12 protein-coding genes are annotated in these 16305 nt (G+C 42.7%); 2 read left to right on the forward strand and 10 right to left on the reverse strand.

Annotated elements, in window-relative coordinates; translation table 11 throughout:
• Positions 1–3: 3 nt before the first annotated feature.
• Both MHI21_RS21970 and MHI21_RS21975 read right to left on the reverse strand, forming a co-directional pair.
• Entirely contained in the window at positions 4–1221 is a 1218-nt protein-coding gene (locus tag MHI21_RS21970) for a macrolide family glycosyltransferase (protein ID WP_028541772.1), read from the reverse strand.
• A gap of 189 nt (positions 1222–1410) precedes the next feature.
• Positions 1411–4710 carry a pectinesterase family protein gene (locus MHI21_RS21975; RefSeq protein WP_342418918.1) on the reverse strand — a complete coding sequence of 1100 codons (3300 nt, stop codon included), beginning with the start codon at positions 4708–4710 and terminating at the stop codon, positions 1411–1413.
• Between the two features lie 188 nt (positions 4711–4898).
• Here MHI21_RS21975 and MHI21_RS21980 point away from each other — a divergent pair, with 188 nt between their 5' ends.
• Entirely contained in the window at positions 4899–5738 is an 840-nt protein-coding gene (locus MHI21_RS21980) for an AraC family transcriptional regulator (RefSeq protein WP_342418919.1), read from the forward strand.
• A gap of 222 nt (positions 5739–5960) precedes the next feature.
• On the opposite strand, the gene MHI21_RS21985 is transcribed toward MHI21_RS21980, so the two are convergent.
• From MHI21_RS21985 to MHI21_RS22020, 8 genes are all read right to left on the reverse strand, one after another.
• Complete coding sequence (locus MHI21_RS21985; protein ID WP_342418920.1) at positions 5961–6998, reverse strand: low specificity L-threonine aldolase; 1038 nt, start codon at positions 6996–6998, stop codon at positions 5961–5963.
• Positions 6985–7446: a MarR family winged helix-turn-helix transcriptional regulator gene (locus tag MHI21_RS21990; RefSeq protein ID WP_342418921.1), complete on the reverse strand. Its 462-nt coding sequence runs from the start codon at positions 7444–7446 to the stop codon at positions 6985–6987. Before MHI21_RS21990 ends, MHI21_RS21985 begins: the two co-directional genes overlap by 14 nt.
• Positions 7447–7621: 175 nt before the next feature.
• Positions 7622–10732 (reverse strand): efflux RND transporter permease subunit, encoded by a 3111-nt coding sequence (locus MHI21_RS21995; protein WP_342418922.1) that lies wholly within the window; start codon positions 10730–10732, stop codon positions 7622–7624.
• Complete coding sequence (locus MHI21_RS22000; RefSeq protein ID WP_342420237.1) at positions 10729–12120, reverse strand: efflux RND transporter periplasmic adaptor subunit; 1392 nt, start codon at positions 12118–12120, stop codon at positions 10729–10731. Before MHI21_RS22000 ends, MHI21_RS21995 begins: the two co-directional genes overlap by 4 nt.
• Positions 12121–12321: 201 nt before the next feature.
• Positions 12322–12972, reverse strand: a complete 651-nt coding sequence (locus MHI21_RS22005; RefSeq protein ID WP_342418923.1) for a response regulator transcription factor — start codon at positions 12970–12972, stop codon at positions 12322–12324.
• Positions 12969–14207: a sensor histidine kinase gene (locus MHI21_RS22010; RefSeq protein ID WP_342418924.1), complete on the reverse strand. Its 1239-nt coding sequence runs from the start codon at positions 14205–14207 to the stop codon at positions 12969–12971. The genes MHI21_RS22005 and MHI21_RS22010 overlap by 4 nt, the downstream gene beginning before the upstream one ends.
• A gap of 250 nt (positions 14208–14457) precedes the next feature.
• Positions 14458–14628, reverse strand: coding sequence for a hypothetical protein (locus MHI21_RS22015; protein WP_176716844.1), 171 nt, complete (start codon positions 14626–14628; stop codon positions 14458–14460).
• 18 nt (positions 14629–14646) lie between these two features.
• A complete protein-coding gene (locus MHI21_RS22020; RefSeq protein WP_342418925.1) occupies positions 14647–14841 on the reverse strand; it encodes an H-type small acid-soluble spore protein in 195 nt (64 codons plus the stop codon).
• 199 nt (positions 14842–15040) lie between these two features.
• On the opposite strand from MHI21_RS22020, the gene MHI21_RS22025 reads away from it, so the two are divergent.
• Positions 15041–16240 (forward strand): macrolide family glycosyltransferase, encoded by a 1200-nt coding sequence (locus MHI21_RS22025; protein WP_342418926.1) that lies wholly within the window; start codon positions 15041–15043, stop codon positions 16238–16240.
• Positions 16241–16305 lie beyond the last annotated feature (65 nt).

Consider the following 16305-nt stretch of genomic DNA (forward strand, 5'->3'; position numbering starts at 1 on the left):
GCCTTATTTTTCTATGGTGGAGAAATGACTCATAATTGTATCTGCAGCATGTCTATACCCACCAGCCTGGCGTAATGATTCACCGATCACATGAGCCTGTTCTTTATAGGTTGGATGACTCAATACCTCTAATAAGGCAGCTCTCAAACTAGCGGGTGTAAGCTCATTTTTATCCACAACAACCCCCGCTCCCAGTTCCTGCACCCGACTGGCTACGATCGGCTGATCCGATGTTAAAGGAATCATGACCTGCGGTACATTGTAATATAGGGCTTCACTTGTACTGTTCATCCCCGCATGTGTAACAAAAGCGTCCACATGCTGAAGCATTTCCAATTGCGGAATATAAGGCTTGATTATAAAATTGTCAGGGATACACGGGGCCAAGGGCTCCATGTCTGTATAATTGCCTGAAGACAGCACAAACTGCACAGGCAAATCGCGAAATGCTGCAAAACAAAGCTTATAAAATTCCAAGTCTTTATTCAAAATAGTACCCATTGAAATGTAAACCGCCTGTGGATGCAGAACACGAAGTTGTTCGAACGGGAAAGATGGAGCATCTTTACGCGGTACAATAGAAGGACCTGTAAAAATAAAACTGTGATCCAGTTTTTCGGCTTGCGGTTGAAAATAGCGGCTTGTATAAACGATTCTTAAGCGCCCGCCATGAGGAGCAATCTCTTCTATAGCCGGAGCGTCAACCTGAAGCTCATTAGCTAGTTGATGCGTTATTTGCATCGTAGCCGTGTACAACTTTTTTACCTCCGGATCATTGTCATTCATGCCTTGCCCCGATCCCAACGGCTCTACGAAAGCAAAAGAAGCGATAGAGCACACAGCAGGGATTCCTAGCTTCTCTGCAATAATCGTTCCTCCCCAGCCCATCAAAGAATCATAGATTAAATAATCATAGGTTCTGTTTTCAATAACTCTCAAAACCTCTGGAATAATCGGAAGAATCATACCTTTTACCATCATGTACACAAATTGATAATGATGTTTGTATTCTGCTGGCTTTAAATCAGAGTCTTTAGAAAAAGCATCATCAACAAAAGGGTAGGTGATCATCTGTGCTCCTGTCTGTTGAATTCTCGTACGATATTCTTCCGTACACACATAGTCAACATCCTCCCCACTGTCTACCAACCTTTTCACTAATCCTAGTGTCGGATTAACATGGCCTTCAGCAGGCGTGATCACTACTAACACACGTGCCATACCTTACACCTCCAAATCAATAATAAATTACAATTTGAAATAAATGCACTTTTAACATAGCAAACATTTACCATATAAACAAGTATTTTCAACACCGAAAATTAAGTATGTATCCTCTACTCAAACTATAGAAATAAGCGAGGCTGAACGCTAGAAGCGCTTGCCCCGCTTAACCATTGAACATCAAATTTAAAGACGCCAATCCCAATGGTCTGTCCCGCTCAGAACAGCTTCAACGGTGTACTGGCTTGCTTCATCGGCGGTAAGCTGTTTGGCCCAAGGTACACGCCCGCTACTTTCTGCACCTGGCCCAAAGTTGTCAAACTCTCCAAATCTTGCGGTCTGCTCATTGGATTCCTTGCCCCAATTGTTCCAGCCGCCCGGCTTGATATGGTCATCCATATAGGTCTTCAAAAAAGTAACATGAGCGTAAGGGCGCCATGGCCGTCCGAGATCCACCTTGCCTGTCAAGCCATTTTCTGTTGTCAGCCGACATTGAATAAATACAAAGCCCGGCTTGTTCTCTTCTGTTGAAGCTGCTGTCACATATCCAGCACGCAGGCTGTGTATGATCGAATTATCAAACACGGCAGGTGCATTGCCAAATATAAAATCTACACTGCCACTGATGTAGCTGTCCTTGAAATACTGTCTGCCACGGTTCACAAGCAACGTATCCTGTAGGCCGGTAATTTTGACATTATGATACTTACCACGATCGCCTTCGGCATATAACGCTACAGCCTGCACCTGCCCAGTTCCTTCTGTATTGGCAACCGTGACATTCTCCAACACAAAATCGGGACTTTGCACACGCATTGTATAGCTGTTGCTTGTTCCTAATTCTTTTCCGTCCACCACGGTTTTGGCCGTATCATCAAAAGAAATGATCGTTTTGTCGCGATCTTCTCCGATAATACTCAGATTTTTTTTGGAGGAATTCACCTTTATTTTTTCACGATACGTACCGTTTTTGAGATGGATAACTGTCCTTGTGTTGCTGTCGTCAGGGACTGCATCAATCGCTGCCTGGAGAGATGTAAAGTCAGCAGGGCCATAGGTCGCTACCACCACACTAGTGGGATGAGTTCCTCCTGAGTCTGTCAGGTTGCGGATGGTGACATTGCTGAATTCCGACGTATTGTAATTCCATACATCGTTTTGTTGTTTGGATGCATCGGTGGCCAACCCGAACAATAGCGGCTGATTATCCGGCACATCTATAACAGTTTCACCAACCTTCTCCCAGTTCGTCACACCATCTGCGGATACCCAGCCCGTAACCTTTTGTCCTTGTCGTACCAGACGAACCGAATATGGCGTTGCAATAAACGTCTCCATTGACGCACGTTTCGTCTTACCATCCGTTTGATCACGACTGATAAGAATACCCTGTTTGCCATATTTAACAAATGCTAAAGACATAAAGGCCATTTTTGATCCAGGCTTCAGCGATTCACGAATCATTACACCCGCTTCGGCATTATCATCCACCGGGGTAATTTGTTCCACACGGGCTGTAATTTCAGTGTCACCTTCCCATTTTTGATAAGCATAATGGAAAATATCTGCCTTACCGTCAACATCTCCCGCTGACTTCAGTCGTATTCTGCTGCCGCTTGTATCTTCTTTTAAGACCTGAGTATGCCCTTTTATATAACCATCGTTGCCCTCAGAGCCAATCTCTTCGCTGAGCCAACTTCCCGATGGCGCAGTCGTATTGACGTGAATGGTAACAGGATTGGAAAATGCAGCAGTCCCCTTGCGGTCGGTCACCCGTACAATAATATTATGGGTACCGTCTGTTACATGATTCCAATCGAGATGATAAGGCGCGGTCTCTACTTTACCAACAAGTTTGCCGTCAATGATAAATTCAACATGAGCAATACCGTCTTTGTCCTTGGCTGTTGCTGTTATGGTCGCATCACGGCCTGCTTCCAAAATATCGTTATGCTTTAGTGAACGTCCGTTTGCATCCGACACCTGAACGACGGCCTCTGGATTATCCACCTCATTTCCATTCGACAGCTTCTCAATAAGATCATTTAAATAGACCTCAAGATTCGTATAACCCTTGGCAAAATGAGCATACGCCCCTGTACCGGCAAGCCTCTGACCGTTACGGTCATCTGCATTATTGGGGTCCAGCCCATGGGCACGTTCCCATTCATCCGGCATTCCATCATGGTCACTGTCAGAAATCTCCGTCGTCGTTACGTTAGAATCGTCGTAAATCCACCCTGCTTCACGCGGAGAGTTAATAAACGCACCCGTTCCATTCTTCACATCATTCATAATTCGGGCGTCCACCGCATCTCTTCTTGGCAGCGTGGCTCCTGAGCCGGCAAGCACCTCCGTATATGCGGTTTGTGCATCCGTCGCTTGATATGGACCATACGCATCCGGTGAAATTCCGTTGTCGTATTCCCCTCTGACTTCAATCGGCTCCGCCAAACGGGTGGAAGGATCAATAATTGACCCAATGGATGTGCCAAGCTGCCAGTTGTCTTTCGTAACCGAGTCATTGCCGTACATGTAGTTACCACCAATAAAGATGCGTGTTTTATATTTTTTACTACCTACGTCTACAAAGATTTGACCGCGAACGTCCTGATATGTGTTGGGGCCATACTTATAATAGTTATTTAGCACATTATACGATCCTTCACCGCCGCCGTATGAAGAGAAAAATCCCCAGTTATAAATGACATTATTGGTCATTTCCACAGCGTCAATTTGTTTTTTATCGGTTGGAAAACGCGGATTACGGCTTGCATTGTGAGCCAACAAGTTATGATGATAGGTGGAATTTCGTCCGCCCCATATGCCACCATAGCCGTGGCGACCTTTCTGGTGCGTGGTCATTAGCATACTTTCGGACGCAATGGACCATTGTACCGTTGTATTGACGTTGTCATACAGGCTCAGTACCTCATCCACCGACCAGCTAAAGGAACAGTGATCAATCATTATGTTTTTATGGTATCTGGCCCCTAACGCGTCATCCTCACTGGAGTAACGATCGGTCAATCGGAAACGCAGGTAACGGAGAATGACGTTATCTGCATCAATCCCTGTTGTGTAATCGCTTACAGTTATACCTTCGCCAGGAGCTGTCTGACCAGCAACCGTCAGGTTGTTTCCCAAAATTTTAAGTGGCTCCTTGAGATGAATCGTTCCACCCACCCGGAATACGACCGTCCGATTATCGGAGCTGACCGCTGCACGAAGAGATCCGGGTATGATCTGTTCCCCTTTGCCGTAGTCTGCCAGCGTGGTAACCTCATACACTTCACCTCCGCGTCCACCGGTAACATATTTACCGCCACCCTCCGCCCCCGGAAACGCCGGAATATCCGTCGCCACCTTTGCGATCTCTGTTCCTACCGTAGTCTCCGCTTGGATTAGTGGTGGGCACAAGGTCAACAACAATGAACCCACAACCACATTACATAGCACCTTTTTCCATGTACGCTGCTTGCTCATATTCTGTTTCCTCCCTAAGATTTTCTTCCACATCAGCGCATATTTTTATAAAAACACGATCCGAGACGTTCAGAAGCGCCTTCACCTCCCTTCATCAATCTTTTCTGCTTTTATCATTGGCAGGTTGTCATATATACTGGTGGTATATGAATGCGCTTACTTATCTTAATGTGTAAAGGAAGAAGCACATGAATGAAATGAAAGAAGATAAATATGTCATTGGCGAACAACAATTCTCCATTCATCACATCTATCGTACCGGTTTCACGGTTATGCCCCGGCCTCATGTCCACGAGAACTATGAGCTGTATCTCTTACTGCGAGGAGAACGTATCTATTTTATGAATGGCAAGGTATACACCGCTCGCAAGGGGGATCTGATATTCATCCTTCCTCATGACTTGCACTCTACTGCCAGTACGCAATTGCAGGAAACGGAGCGCATTTTGATTCATTTTTCTCCGACATTTCTCCCACAGCAGGATCATGACATTCTTGACCTGCCGCCGTATCAGCAATCCGCGTTGCTTCGCTTACCTGCGAGAGAGCAAGTGGAGGTTGAACGTTTATTCCTACAGATGAATACCGAATGCAGGAATAAGCAGCCTCTGCATGACCGTTGCGTACAGCATTTACTGTTGGAAATGCTTATCCTGGTGCACCGATCGGAATCGATCGAGCGTAGTGAACCTATTTCCTCTCATCCCATGCATCAGAAAATCACGGAAATTTCTTCTTTTATTCAGGATCATTACAATGAACCGTTAACTCTCGAACAAGTGTCCGCCTGCTTTTTCATTAGTCCAGCTTACCTAAGCCGTATCTTTCTAAAGTTGACTGGTTTTCATTTCAGCGAATACATCCGCGTAGTGAGGGTCAGAGCGGCCCAAACCAGACTCCGAACCACCAAAGACAAAATCCAGCATATTGCAGAGGAAGTGGGGTTCGGTCATGCTTCCCACTTTAATAAAATTTTCAAAAAAATAACCGGGCTCTCCCCTCTTCAGTACCGCAAGCAGGTTCGGTAGATATTCAGTGTAAAGAATTAGACTCCAATTTTATACCTCCGCTCTTGTCTTGTTTTTCCATTTTTATATCCACTTGCTCTTTCATGGAACTAAAGACAAGCCGCTTTGAAATAAGTAAAATGTACAAAAAAGCCATACTTCGCTGCAATGCATGCAACGAAGTATGGCTATTCCATAGTCATTCTCCATCTTTAAAATTATAAATTACTCTTTCTATGACTTTTATTGCAATGCTTTAATATCCTGAATCAGCATTTCAACATTTTCTTTCTTCGTAGCCCAACTGGTACAGAATCGAACTGCACTATGTGTATCATCAACCTTTTCCCAAAAGGAGTAAGTATATTTTTCACTCAATGCCTTTAGTATACGATCTGGTAAAATCGGAAACTGCTGATTGGTTGTAGAACGGTATTGAAAAGAAAAACCTTGCTCAGATAATCCGTTTTGAAGCAGCATTGCCATATCTATAGCGTGTTTGGAAATTTCAACGTATAAACCGTCTTCAAACAAAGTTTCGAATTGAATGCCTAACATTCTTCCCTTAGCCAGCAGTCCTCCTTTTTGCTTGATCATATATCGAAAATCTTTTTTCAATGTATCATTTAGAATGACTACTGCTTCTCCCATCAATGCTCCAATTTTTGTCCCGCCAATGTAAAACACATCGCAAAGCTGTGCTATATCTGCTAAAGATGCATCGCTATCTTCGGCCACCAAGCCATAGCCTAATCGGGCTCCATCTATAAACAGTGGTAAACCACACTCTTGACAGACTCTACTTAATACTTCTAGCTCTGATTTGCTATAAATTGTTCCATTTTCAGTAGGTTGGGAAATATAAACCATCCCGGGCTGTACACTATGCTCAGGAGCGGCATCCTTCCAGTGAGCGTCATATAGCTCCTTTACCTGCTCGGCCCGGATTTTCCCATCATCACTTGGCAAAGTAAGTACTTTATGCCCAGTAGCTTCAATCGCTCCGGTCTCATGTACGGCAATATGTCCAGAAACTGCCGCAACGACGCCTTGATGCGGACGCAGAATAGAAGAAATGACGGTGGTATTGGTCTGTGTACCTCCAACCAAAAAGTGTACATCCGCATTTGGGGAGTCACATGCTTCTTTAATATATGCTCTGGCTTTTTCACAATGATCGTCGACACCATAACCTGGAGTTTGTTCATCATTAGTCTCCAGTAGTCGCTTTAATATGCGCTCATGAGCACCTTCGGTATAGTCGCATTCAAATCGTATCATTCTGTATCCTCTCCAAATTATCCAATTTCTTCTGAATTAACAACATAGAAGCATGTAATTCCTTAATCTCTTCTTCTGAAAGTCCTTGAACTAATTTTAGAATTTGTTCATCAGACCTTTCATTCAGTTGGTTGTAGAATGCTTTTCCTTTAGGAGTCAAACGAATCAGATTTGTTCTATTATCCAACGTTGAATTTTCCTTAACAAGAAAGCCCTCTTTGCAAAATTTAGCAATGATCCTACTCATATAGCTGCGATCAATTTTAAGATATTCGACTAGAGTATTCGCAATACAGGGCTCGATCAACCCGATCTCTATAATGACACGGGCCTCAGTAAAGGAATATCCGCTATCCAGCACATGTCTATCTAAAACACCCAGTATATTCGTATAGAATCGATTAAAACGCCTCATATCCGCTATGATATTAGCATCTATATTGATCATAACTCCCCCTATTTAGTGGACTTTTGCAACAATTATAGTAATGATTTTTGTGGACTCTGTCAATGAAATAATAATCAATATCGACAAAAGAAAAAATCGTACATTAAGACACTCGTCTAATGCACGATTTCATAGTAATAAGGAGATAATGAAGTATATTCTTTTCTATATTTACCTATAAGGTCATTGAGCTATCGCTATTTATAGCCTTTTCCTTCTTATGCTTCCGTTTCAGCTTCAGATGAGCTACGACCATATACAGCGTCGGAACTACAAACAATGTTAAAATAGTTGAAAAAATTAGTCCGAAAATAATGGTCGTTGCCAACGGTTTGAACAAGATCTCGCCTATTGTGGCAATAGGGATCATACCCACAATCGCAGTTAGCGAAGTAAGCAGGATCGGACGGAAACGGGCAGAGCATGCCATTAGAATGGCGTCTGTTAAATCAGCGCCTTCACGCCGCGCATCTTCAATAAACTCTATCAGCACGATACCGTTACGCACGACGATACCAGCAAGTGAAATGATACCCATAATACTCATAAATCCAATTGGCATCCCTGAAATAAAACTTCCAAGGATTCCTCCTGCCGCTGCCAGATAAACAGTGGTCATAATAATGAGCGGTGTGGAAACCGAGTAAAACTGCATGGTAATTAAGAGGAGAATAAGAAAAATAACAATCACAGCTAATTTGCCCAAATCCTTAAACATATCAGACTGCGCAGATGTTTCCCCTCCCATCTCCCAGGTGTAGCCTGGTTCAAACTGGGTATTTGTAAGTTTGCTACGGATATCATTAGTGAGTTCTGTAGCCGTACGCCCATTTCCATTGGCTGAGATCGTTACCGTCCGTTCCAGATCATAGCGGTGGATTTGTTGGATGGAAAAGTCCGGTTTCATCGTGGCTAATTGGGATAAGGGGATTTGCTCCCTTGCCGCATTGTTCACACTTAATTGTTGGAATAATACCTCAGGATCATGGTTTGGTTTATTCATGTATATATTGACATCAAGCAATTCCTTACCCGTATCAAAATCCGTTACATTCACCCCGTCACCCATTAATAGCAAAGTACGCGTTAAATCGGAATAGCTAACCTGATATTTATCCAAGGCTTGCTGATTAATTTGGAAATTCAGATTATAGCTTTGCATACCCATATTATCGGTCACATCTACAGCTCCGGGGGTTCCCGCAACCATTTCTTTGACTTTAGTTGTCATGTTTTGCAGCTTATCCATGTCTTCTCCTTTTATACGGATAGACACCGCACTGCCGACCGGAATACCTAATTGGGGAACACGAATACTGATTAATGCAGATGGATATTTAGCTTGTAGCGTATGGGTCCAGTTATCCACTGTTTTTTTGAGATCAAATAGCCCTTCTTTTCCAACGACAGCAATTTGGCCGTTTACCGCTCCCCCAGAGCCGTGACCACCTGCAACATCGCTGTACAGCTGAGGCGCTCCTCCACCTGCCGTTGCCGCCAGCCGCTCTGTTTCTGGCTGTTTTTTGACCCACATGCCAATCTCGTTAATAACCTGATTGGTTGCCTGCAACGATGTTCCTTCTGGCATTGTTACACTGATCGTGGCATCCGCTTGATCGGAATCCGGAAATAATTCAATAGGAACAACAGCAAGTAGTCCATAAGCTGCTGTACCCATCATAAGACCAATAAGCGCTGTTAAAAGTGGGCGTCGCAGTATTCTTGGCATCCAGTTCTTAGAGTACACATTGGATAGAGACTGGATTTGATTCCCCAGAAGTCCAGGTGGCTTAACTGTCCTATTATTCTCTTTTCCTTTACGACGTTGATCATACCATTGACGGAAAATAGGAATGATCGTTAATGACATAATCATGGAAGCCAGCATCGTTAACGAAATAACGGTAGGTATCGGTTTAATAAAGTCACCAATGGTGCCCGGCAGGAATAAAAGCGGGGCAAATGCTGCAACCGTAGCTAGTGTAGCTGTAATGATTGATAAGGATACCTCTTTCGTTCCTTTAATGGCTGCCTCCGTAGCATCTTCCCCAAATTCAGTGCGTCGGCGTTCAATATTGTCATTGACCACGACGGCATCATCAACCAATATCCCTAGCACGATGATTAATCCGATGACTGAAATTTGATTCAGCGTGATTCCTGTTGTGGGCAAGAAAATAAAGCCGATGGCGATGGAAACAGGAATGGCCAAGGCCACAAATGCAGAAGTCAGCAAATTTAAACCTAATGTACATATCACAATGACCGATATAATAGCGATGATCATCTCTTTGGTCAGGTTTCCAAACATTTCATCTACTCGATCATTTTGCGCAAAAAGCAGCTCAAAATGTACATTCTTCGGCAAACTGCTCACAAGTTCATTGATTTTGGCTGTAGTCGCTTTAGATACCGTTGGCACGTCTGTGCCTGTATCTCCACTCACACTGATCGAAATAGCAGGCTTGTTATTCACATACGTATAACTAGCTGCTTTTTTAAAAACAAGCGAGGCTGTCCCTACATCTTTCAGAGATATCGGGAATCCATCGTCATTACTTGAAATCTGGACGTTATTTAGAATGGATGGATCGGTAGAGGCATTTACCGTCAACTGATAAGTACGCTCATTGAAATCCATACTACCTGTAGGAACTCTTTCATTCTCATTTTTGATTGCTTGAACAACCTGCTCCCAGGAGATGTTATATTGTTGCATCTTTTGTGTGTCTAAACTGATTCGTACTTCTTGATCTGGTATTCCTTGAATATTAACTTGCGAAACACCCGAGACCGTTTTTAATTGATCTTTCCATTTGTTCATTAATTCATTCAACGAGTATAAATTCTCAATTTTATCAGAAGTAATCGCATATGAACCAATGAAAGAGCTTGTCATGCTATCATTGATAACCGGCTGCATCGCATCATCTGGAAGCTCGGACTGTGCATCCTGTACCTTTGTACGAAGATCAGCCCATACCTTTGTCGGGTCTGCATCTTCAAAAGCTTCTACAGTTATACTGGATTGGCCTTTAGATGAAGTGGAAGAAACCGTTTTGACACCTTGTACGGCTTTAATTTTCTGTTCCATGACCTTAGTAATGGTTTGCTCGATTCTTTCGGGTGAGGCGCCCGGATAGATGGTTGTAACACTGGCTGACAAGGGAATAACATCGGGCTGCTCTTGTTTAGGTAACGATGTAAAATTGTAGAGCCCTAGCACAATGCACATGCCAAAGAAAATGAGTGTAATTTTTTGTTTTTTAACGATATATTTAATCATTCGGACGACTCCTCCGATTTCCCAAGTACATCATTCCCAATTAAATCACCATTAAATAAGGTTCCTGCTCCTTGTATAACGATTTGATCGCCTGCCTGTAGTCCAGAGACCACTTCGAGCTGATTATTAGTCACTTTCCCCAGTTTAATCGGTGTTTTGACGGCTTTTCCGTTTACTGCTTTAAAGACATAAGGATCATTTCCCGTACTAATTACGGCCTCTACGGGCACTAAAAGCGCTTCGTTTTGATTCATGCTTTTAGATGCGCTTATGACTTGACCAGGTTTCCAATTCAGTTCGGGATTGGGAATGCTAACTTCCACATTGATGCTTCCCGTTTTGGAGTTAGTCGATGGATAGATCTGAGTAACGGTCCCTGTTCTAATTTCATCGTAGAGAGATATATTTACTTTTTGGTTTTTCTTCCACGATAAGATTTCACTGTCCGGTACAGGGAGGAGTACTTTTAAAGTCTTGATATTTCCGACAACAAATGCCTCACTCCCGCTGGAGCCCAGTTGACCATCAGATATCTTTTTTTCAATCACAACACCCGTGATCGGGGAAGTTAAAGTAGCTTTTTTCAGTGACAAGGCTGACTGTTCATAAGCAGCCAATGCATCCTCATAGGTAGCCTGCGCCTGAGCTTTACTGGCTAGCCCTTGTTGTATAGTAGCCCTAGCCGATTCCAGCCCTGCCCTGGCCTGATCTACCCCGGCCGAAGCTTGGGCACGCTGTTCCTGGGATGCCCCTGCAAGCAAAAGAGACAATTTCTCTTGCGCATCACTTAAGCTTTTTTGTGCGTTTGCTAATTCCAGCTGCGCATTCTCATTTTCCGTTAATGATACTGCACCTGCCTGGAATAGACTTTGGGACCGTGCGGCATCCGCTTTCTTCTTGTTATAATTATTAGTTGCTACAGTAACCGCATTTTGAGACTGTGCAATCTCCTGCTTTTTGGCGCCATTGTTCAATTCCTGCAATTTGGATTGGGCCGCGTTGACCTGGGATTGTGAACTATGAATGCCCGCCTGGGCCGATTGAACAGAAGCCTCCGCTTGGCTTACACCAGCCTTTGCCTTTTCCATGGTTGCCTTTGCCCGATCTAGCTGTAACTGGTAAGCAGATGTATCTAGCTTCGCAAGGACACTCCCTTTTTCTACTGAATCCCCAACCTCGACCATGGTGTTCAATATACGTCCATCCGCTTCAAAGGAAACATTGACCTCATTACTTGCCTGCAATGTTCCCGCCAAATTAAAATCATTGGCCAAAGGTTTCATTGCAAGTTTCTCAATTTTTACCGGGTGACTGGCTTCTGTTACAGAGTTCTCCGATGCACTGGAGCAACCGGAAGCTACTAAAGCTAATGCAACCCCTGCAATCATTATCCTGATTTCTTTTCTCTTCAACTAATGTCATCCTCTCTGATTCTCTCTTCTAAAGGTGCTATCAGCAACCCGTGGGTCAAGTAAACTTTTTCATTCTTTTTTCATGTTATAACAATGCACAAACAAAAAAATCGTACAAAGGGGCAAGCACCTTATGTACGACTGGGCAAATAAATAACATATTTTCAGTTATTATTTCTAAAGCTGTAAAATACCACGTTCCAACGAAACGGCAACGGCTTCGGATCTGGAATCAACACCAAGCTTGTTATAAATATTCGTTAAATGTGCTTTTACGGTACGCTCGGAAATTCCCATATCAAACGCAATTTCCTTACTTTTAAAACCATGTGCAACAGACTTTAATATGTGTCTTTCCTTATCAGTCAGAACTAAGTTTCTTTCGTGTGATTCTATCTCTGCTTCTCTCTTATTCGTAGCAGCAAATACCCTTGCTGTTATTTCTGGCTGAAGCAGCGTTTCCCCCCTTAGCGCAGACTCAATAGTGCGAAATAAGTTTTCTCGACTGGTATCTTTTAGTAAATATCCTTTTGCTCCCAAAGAGAGTCCCTTAATCATTAAATCATCTTCGTTATAGGTCGTCAGGATAATGACTGGTGTGTCATTTTGTTTTTCTCTGAGGGCTTTCATGGTTTCCAAACCACTCATTTGTGGCATATATAAATCCAACAATATGACATGTGGCTGAAGTTCTTCGATCAATTTAAGAGCCGTTACACCTTCTCCAGCTTCACCAATCACTTCATAACTGTCATTGGTCTCCAGCACCAGCTTTAATCCTTCTCTAACTACCCAATGATCGTCAACGATTAAAATCTTGTATTTCATGATAGGTCTCCTTTAGTAAGAGGCGCCTCTATTTTTATAGCTGTACCTTCTTGAAATATACTGCTGATATTGATTTTTCCACCCAGCATCCGTACACGTTCATGTATACCTATTATTCCGTAATGCCCTGTTTGCTTGGCAATAATATCCGTATCAAATCCTTTTCCATCATCGCGAATCTCAATTTCAATCATGCCCTCTTTATCTAAAATATGAATCCATACGGTATTAGCATGTGAATGTTTCGCTACGTTGGTTAAACACTCGCTTATAATAAACAATCCATGTTCGAACAACAGTCTGGGGACGGAAGCTTTAATTTTGATGTTGCGTATTACACGAATGCTCGTAGCCATTGTAAATCGCTGTATTTCTTCCTCTACTGCTTCTGCAAAATCAACTTCCGAGATGGTTTTCGAACGCAGATTGTCTATAGCTCGCCTTGAATCAGACAATGTTCTTCGCACTTGTGACATCGATTGTTGGACGATCTCCTGAGCTCTTTGCGTACTCCCTTTTGTCAGATGGGCATCAATGGCTTCAAGTTGCATGATTAGCCCAGCAAGCCCTTGAGCCAGCGTATCATGAAGATCACGGGCCATACGTTGTCGTTCGTTAGCAATTGTAAGTTCTTCGACCTTTTGATGTGCGATTTCAAGTTCTTTAAGAACGTTTTGCGTTCGGATTCGTGCTTTGACTTGTTTGAGAAAAAGAACGGCATAAGCTACTATAACAACTGCAATTAGAAAAAATAGCGGGATGAACAACACAAACTGCCTGCCATCATTATGCCAGACCACAGCTACACAAAAAAGTACATAGGAGATCAAAAATACAAGAATGACCTTAAGCGGCTTGTAATAAATACCTATACTCTGACCCACCAAAATTGGCATTAACCCAACCAGTACAATCGAAAAACTGTCAGGTAGAAGAAATGCACTTGAAAAGATCAATCCTCCTTGTACAACAAAATAAGCCCATGAAAAATATTTTGCAACTCTTTGAGCATGCAAGTACAAGAGGATGTGTAATATGACAATTACAGTAAATAAGACACTTTGCAGAAGATTTAGTCCACTAGACAAATGTTGAAGAATGACAGACTCACTATAAATTATAAAAATCCATATTATAGTTAATACTTTTGAAATATCTTTCTTCTCAAATTCACCTTCACTTTCACTTATTTCCGTATCTACATTCTGGACCTGTTCATTGAATACATCAATCATAATTCCTCCTACAATTCTGAATTCGGCTTTTCAACTTATTAGAGACCATGCCGCTATGAGGGCCTGATCCATTTAGTTTGGACAGAAATCATTTATATATTATTTTACAAAAAAACAAACAGAAAAAAACGTACACATGGGCAACATCATTTGTACGTTTGGGCATTAAATACTATTTGTTCGACTCCAGCCAAATATGCATCATATAAAAAGCACGCAGCAGGTTACCCTGTGCGCGCTTGGTCATTCTCTATTTCTCCTCCAACTCATCCGGTACATCGTATTTATTGATATGTGAGGTCATTGCTGCAACTGCTTCGCTGGCATCCGTCGTGGCCGGCACTTCTCTAACCACATCATCCGTCTGATCACGAAAGTTCAAACGATCTGCCTCAATCTCTTTCTGTTGGTTCGGTTTCATTTTTCATGTCGCTCCTTTCTATTCAAGGATCTGATCTCGTTCTGTTAACGCGTACAAAGGTACTTCTCGTTCCTCTTCCGGGTTGTTCAGCGCATAGATCCGTGCCGTCTCACGCTGTTCATTCACATGCTGAATATAAATGGGTAACCCATCACACAACACATTCGCCATAATGGAAGAGGACGCTATTTCTTGTGCTCTTTGAACATTCATTTAGAAAAAACCTCCCTTGCTAAATAGCGTTCGTCTTTACTATGCACGAGGTAAATATTTGTTATACACATTTCATGCCAACATGTGTTTCACGATCATGAAAGGATATCATTTGAAAAAATAAATATTATTGTTATTATGGATTAAGAGATTCAGTGAAAACTGCGATCTTAATTGTAGAGAAAAGGAGTAATGATGAATGTTAAACGTATTAATGGTTAACTTTCCGGCAGAAGGACATGTAAACCCCACGCTTGGGATCACGCAAGCCTTTGCAGCACGAGGGGACCAAGTACATTACATTACAACTGAGAAATACAAGAATAGACTCGAAGCAGTTGGAGCGAAGGTTCACCTGCATCCTGATCTGGTCAGGACTGCTTCCATTGATACCAACACTCCGGCAGGACTGAACGCATTTATGAATATTCATATCCAGACTTCGATGGACATCTTAGCCATCACTCAGGAGCTGTCCGAGCGTATTCAATTTGACTTGGTGTTCTATGATCGATTCGGAGCTGGTGAATTAGTAAGAGATTATTTAAATATTCCAGGCATTTCTTCATCCCCATCTTTTCTCATTTCAAATCATCTGATGGCTGCCAATCTCTTCCGCTCCGACGCTAAAGTACCGTTTCAGCCTGATGAACAAGTCACGTCTTCACTGCATCTCATGAAAGAAAGGTTCGGTGTTGCTCCCAAAGATCTGGTTCAATTTATGAACAATTCAGGAGCTTTGAATGTTGTATATACGAGCAGATATTTTCAACCGAATGGTGAACAATTTGGGGACGAGCATCTTTTTATTGGCCCCAGCTTCCCGGAGCGCAAAGGAGAAAATTCATTCCCGCTGGACAGACTACAGGGTAAAAAGGTTTTATATATTTCGATGGGAACGGTGCTGGACCACACTGAAGACTTTTTTAACACCTGCATTGAGGCTTTTTCCGATTTTGAAGGCATCGTCGTGATTGCAGCTGGCGAGAAAGCTGACTTTACCAAAATTAACCCGGCTCCTGAGCACTTTATCATCTCGTCTTATGTTCCTCAATTAGAGGTATTACGTCATTCAGATGTATTTATTACTCATGGTGGAATGAACAGTGTGAATGAAGGAATTCACTTTAATGTACCCTTGGTCGTACTGCCTCAGGACAAGGATCAGCCCATGGTCGCACAGCGGTTAACAGAACTTCAGGCTGGCTATCGAATAACTAAGGATCAAATCAATACACAAACGTTAAAAGATGCCGTACATGAGGTAGTGTCAAACGCAGCGTATAAAGAGGGCGTACAAAAAATAAATGACAGCTTCCAGCAATCCGGCGGTACAAAAGAAGCTCTCGCAAAAATTGATGCTTATCTTGATGCTTATCTGCAACATAAGCGCGCCTAAAATCACACGAGCAAAATGGCCACAAAAAAACAGGAATCTGACCATCCACGGTCAGGTTCCTGTTT

This window comes from Paenibacillus sp. FSL H8-0168 (assembly GCF_038592955.1).
Classification (GTDB): Bacteria; Bacillota; Bacilli; order Paenibacillales; family Paenibacillaceae; genus Paenibacillus; species Paenibacillus polymyxa_B.

Bases quoted from the DNA above. Each gene is read 5' to 3' on its own strand.
- MHI21_RS21970 (WP_028541772.1), bottom strand. From the start codon at position 1,221: ATGGCACGTGTGTTAGTAGTGATCACGCCTGCTGAAGGCCATGTTAAT.
- MHI21_RS21975 (WP_342418918.1), bottom strand. From the start codon at position 4,710: ATGAGCAAGCAGCGTACATGGAAAAAGGTGCTATGTAATGTGGTTGTG.
- MHI21_RS21980 (WP_342418919.1), top strand. From the start codon at position 4,899: ATGAATGAAATGAAAGAAGATAAATATGTCATTGGCGAACAACAATTC.
- MHI21_RS21985 (WP_342418920.1), bottom strand. From the start codon at position 6,998: ATGATACGATTTGAATGCGACTATACCGAAGGTGCTCATGAGCGCATA.
- MHI21_RS21990 (WP_342418921.1), bottom strand. From the start codon at position 7,446: ATGATCAATATAGATGCTAATATCATAGCGGATATGAGGCGTTTTAAT.
- MHI21_RS21995 (WP_342418922.1), bottom strand. From the start codon at position 10,732: ATGATTAAATATATCGTTAAAAAACAAAAAATTACACTCATTTTCTTT.
- MHI21_RS22000 (WP_342420237.1), bottom strand. From the start codon at position 12,120: ATGATTGCAGGGGTTGCATTAGCTTTAGTAGCTTCCGGTTGCTCCAGT.
- MHI21_RS22005 (WP_342418923.1), bottom strand. From the start codon at position 12,972: ATGAAATACAAGATTTTAATCGTTGACGATCATTGGGTAGTTAGAGAA.
- MHI21_RS22010 (WP_342418924.1), bottom strand. From the start codon at position 14,207: ATGATTGATGTATTCAATGAACAGGTCCAGAATGTAGATACGGAAATA.
- MHI21_RS22015 (WP_176716844.1), bottom strand. From the start codon at position 14,628: ATGAAACCGAACCAACAGAAAGAGATTGAGGCAGATCGTTTGAACTTT.
- MHI21_RS22020 (WP_342418925.1), bottom strand. From the start codon at position 14,841: ATGAATGTTCAAAGAGCACAAGAAATAGCGTCCTCTTCCATTATGGCG.
- MHI21_RS22025 (WP_342418926.1), top strand. From the start codon at position 15,041: ATGTTAAACGTATTAATGGTTAACTTTCCGGCAGAAGGACATGTAAAC.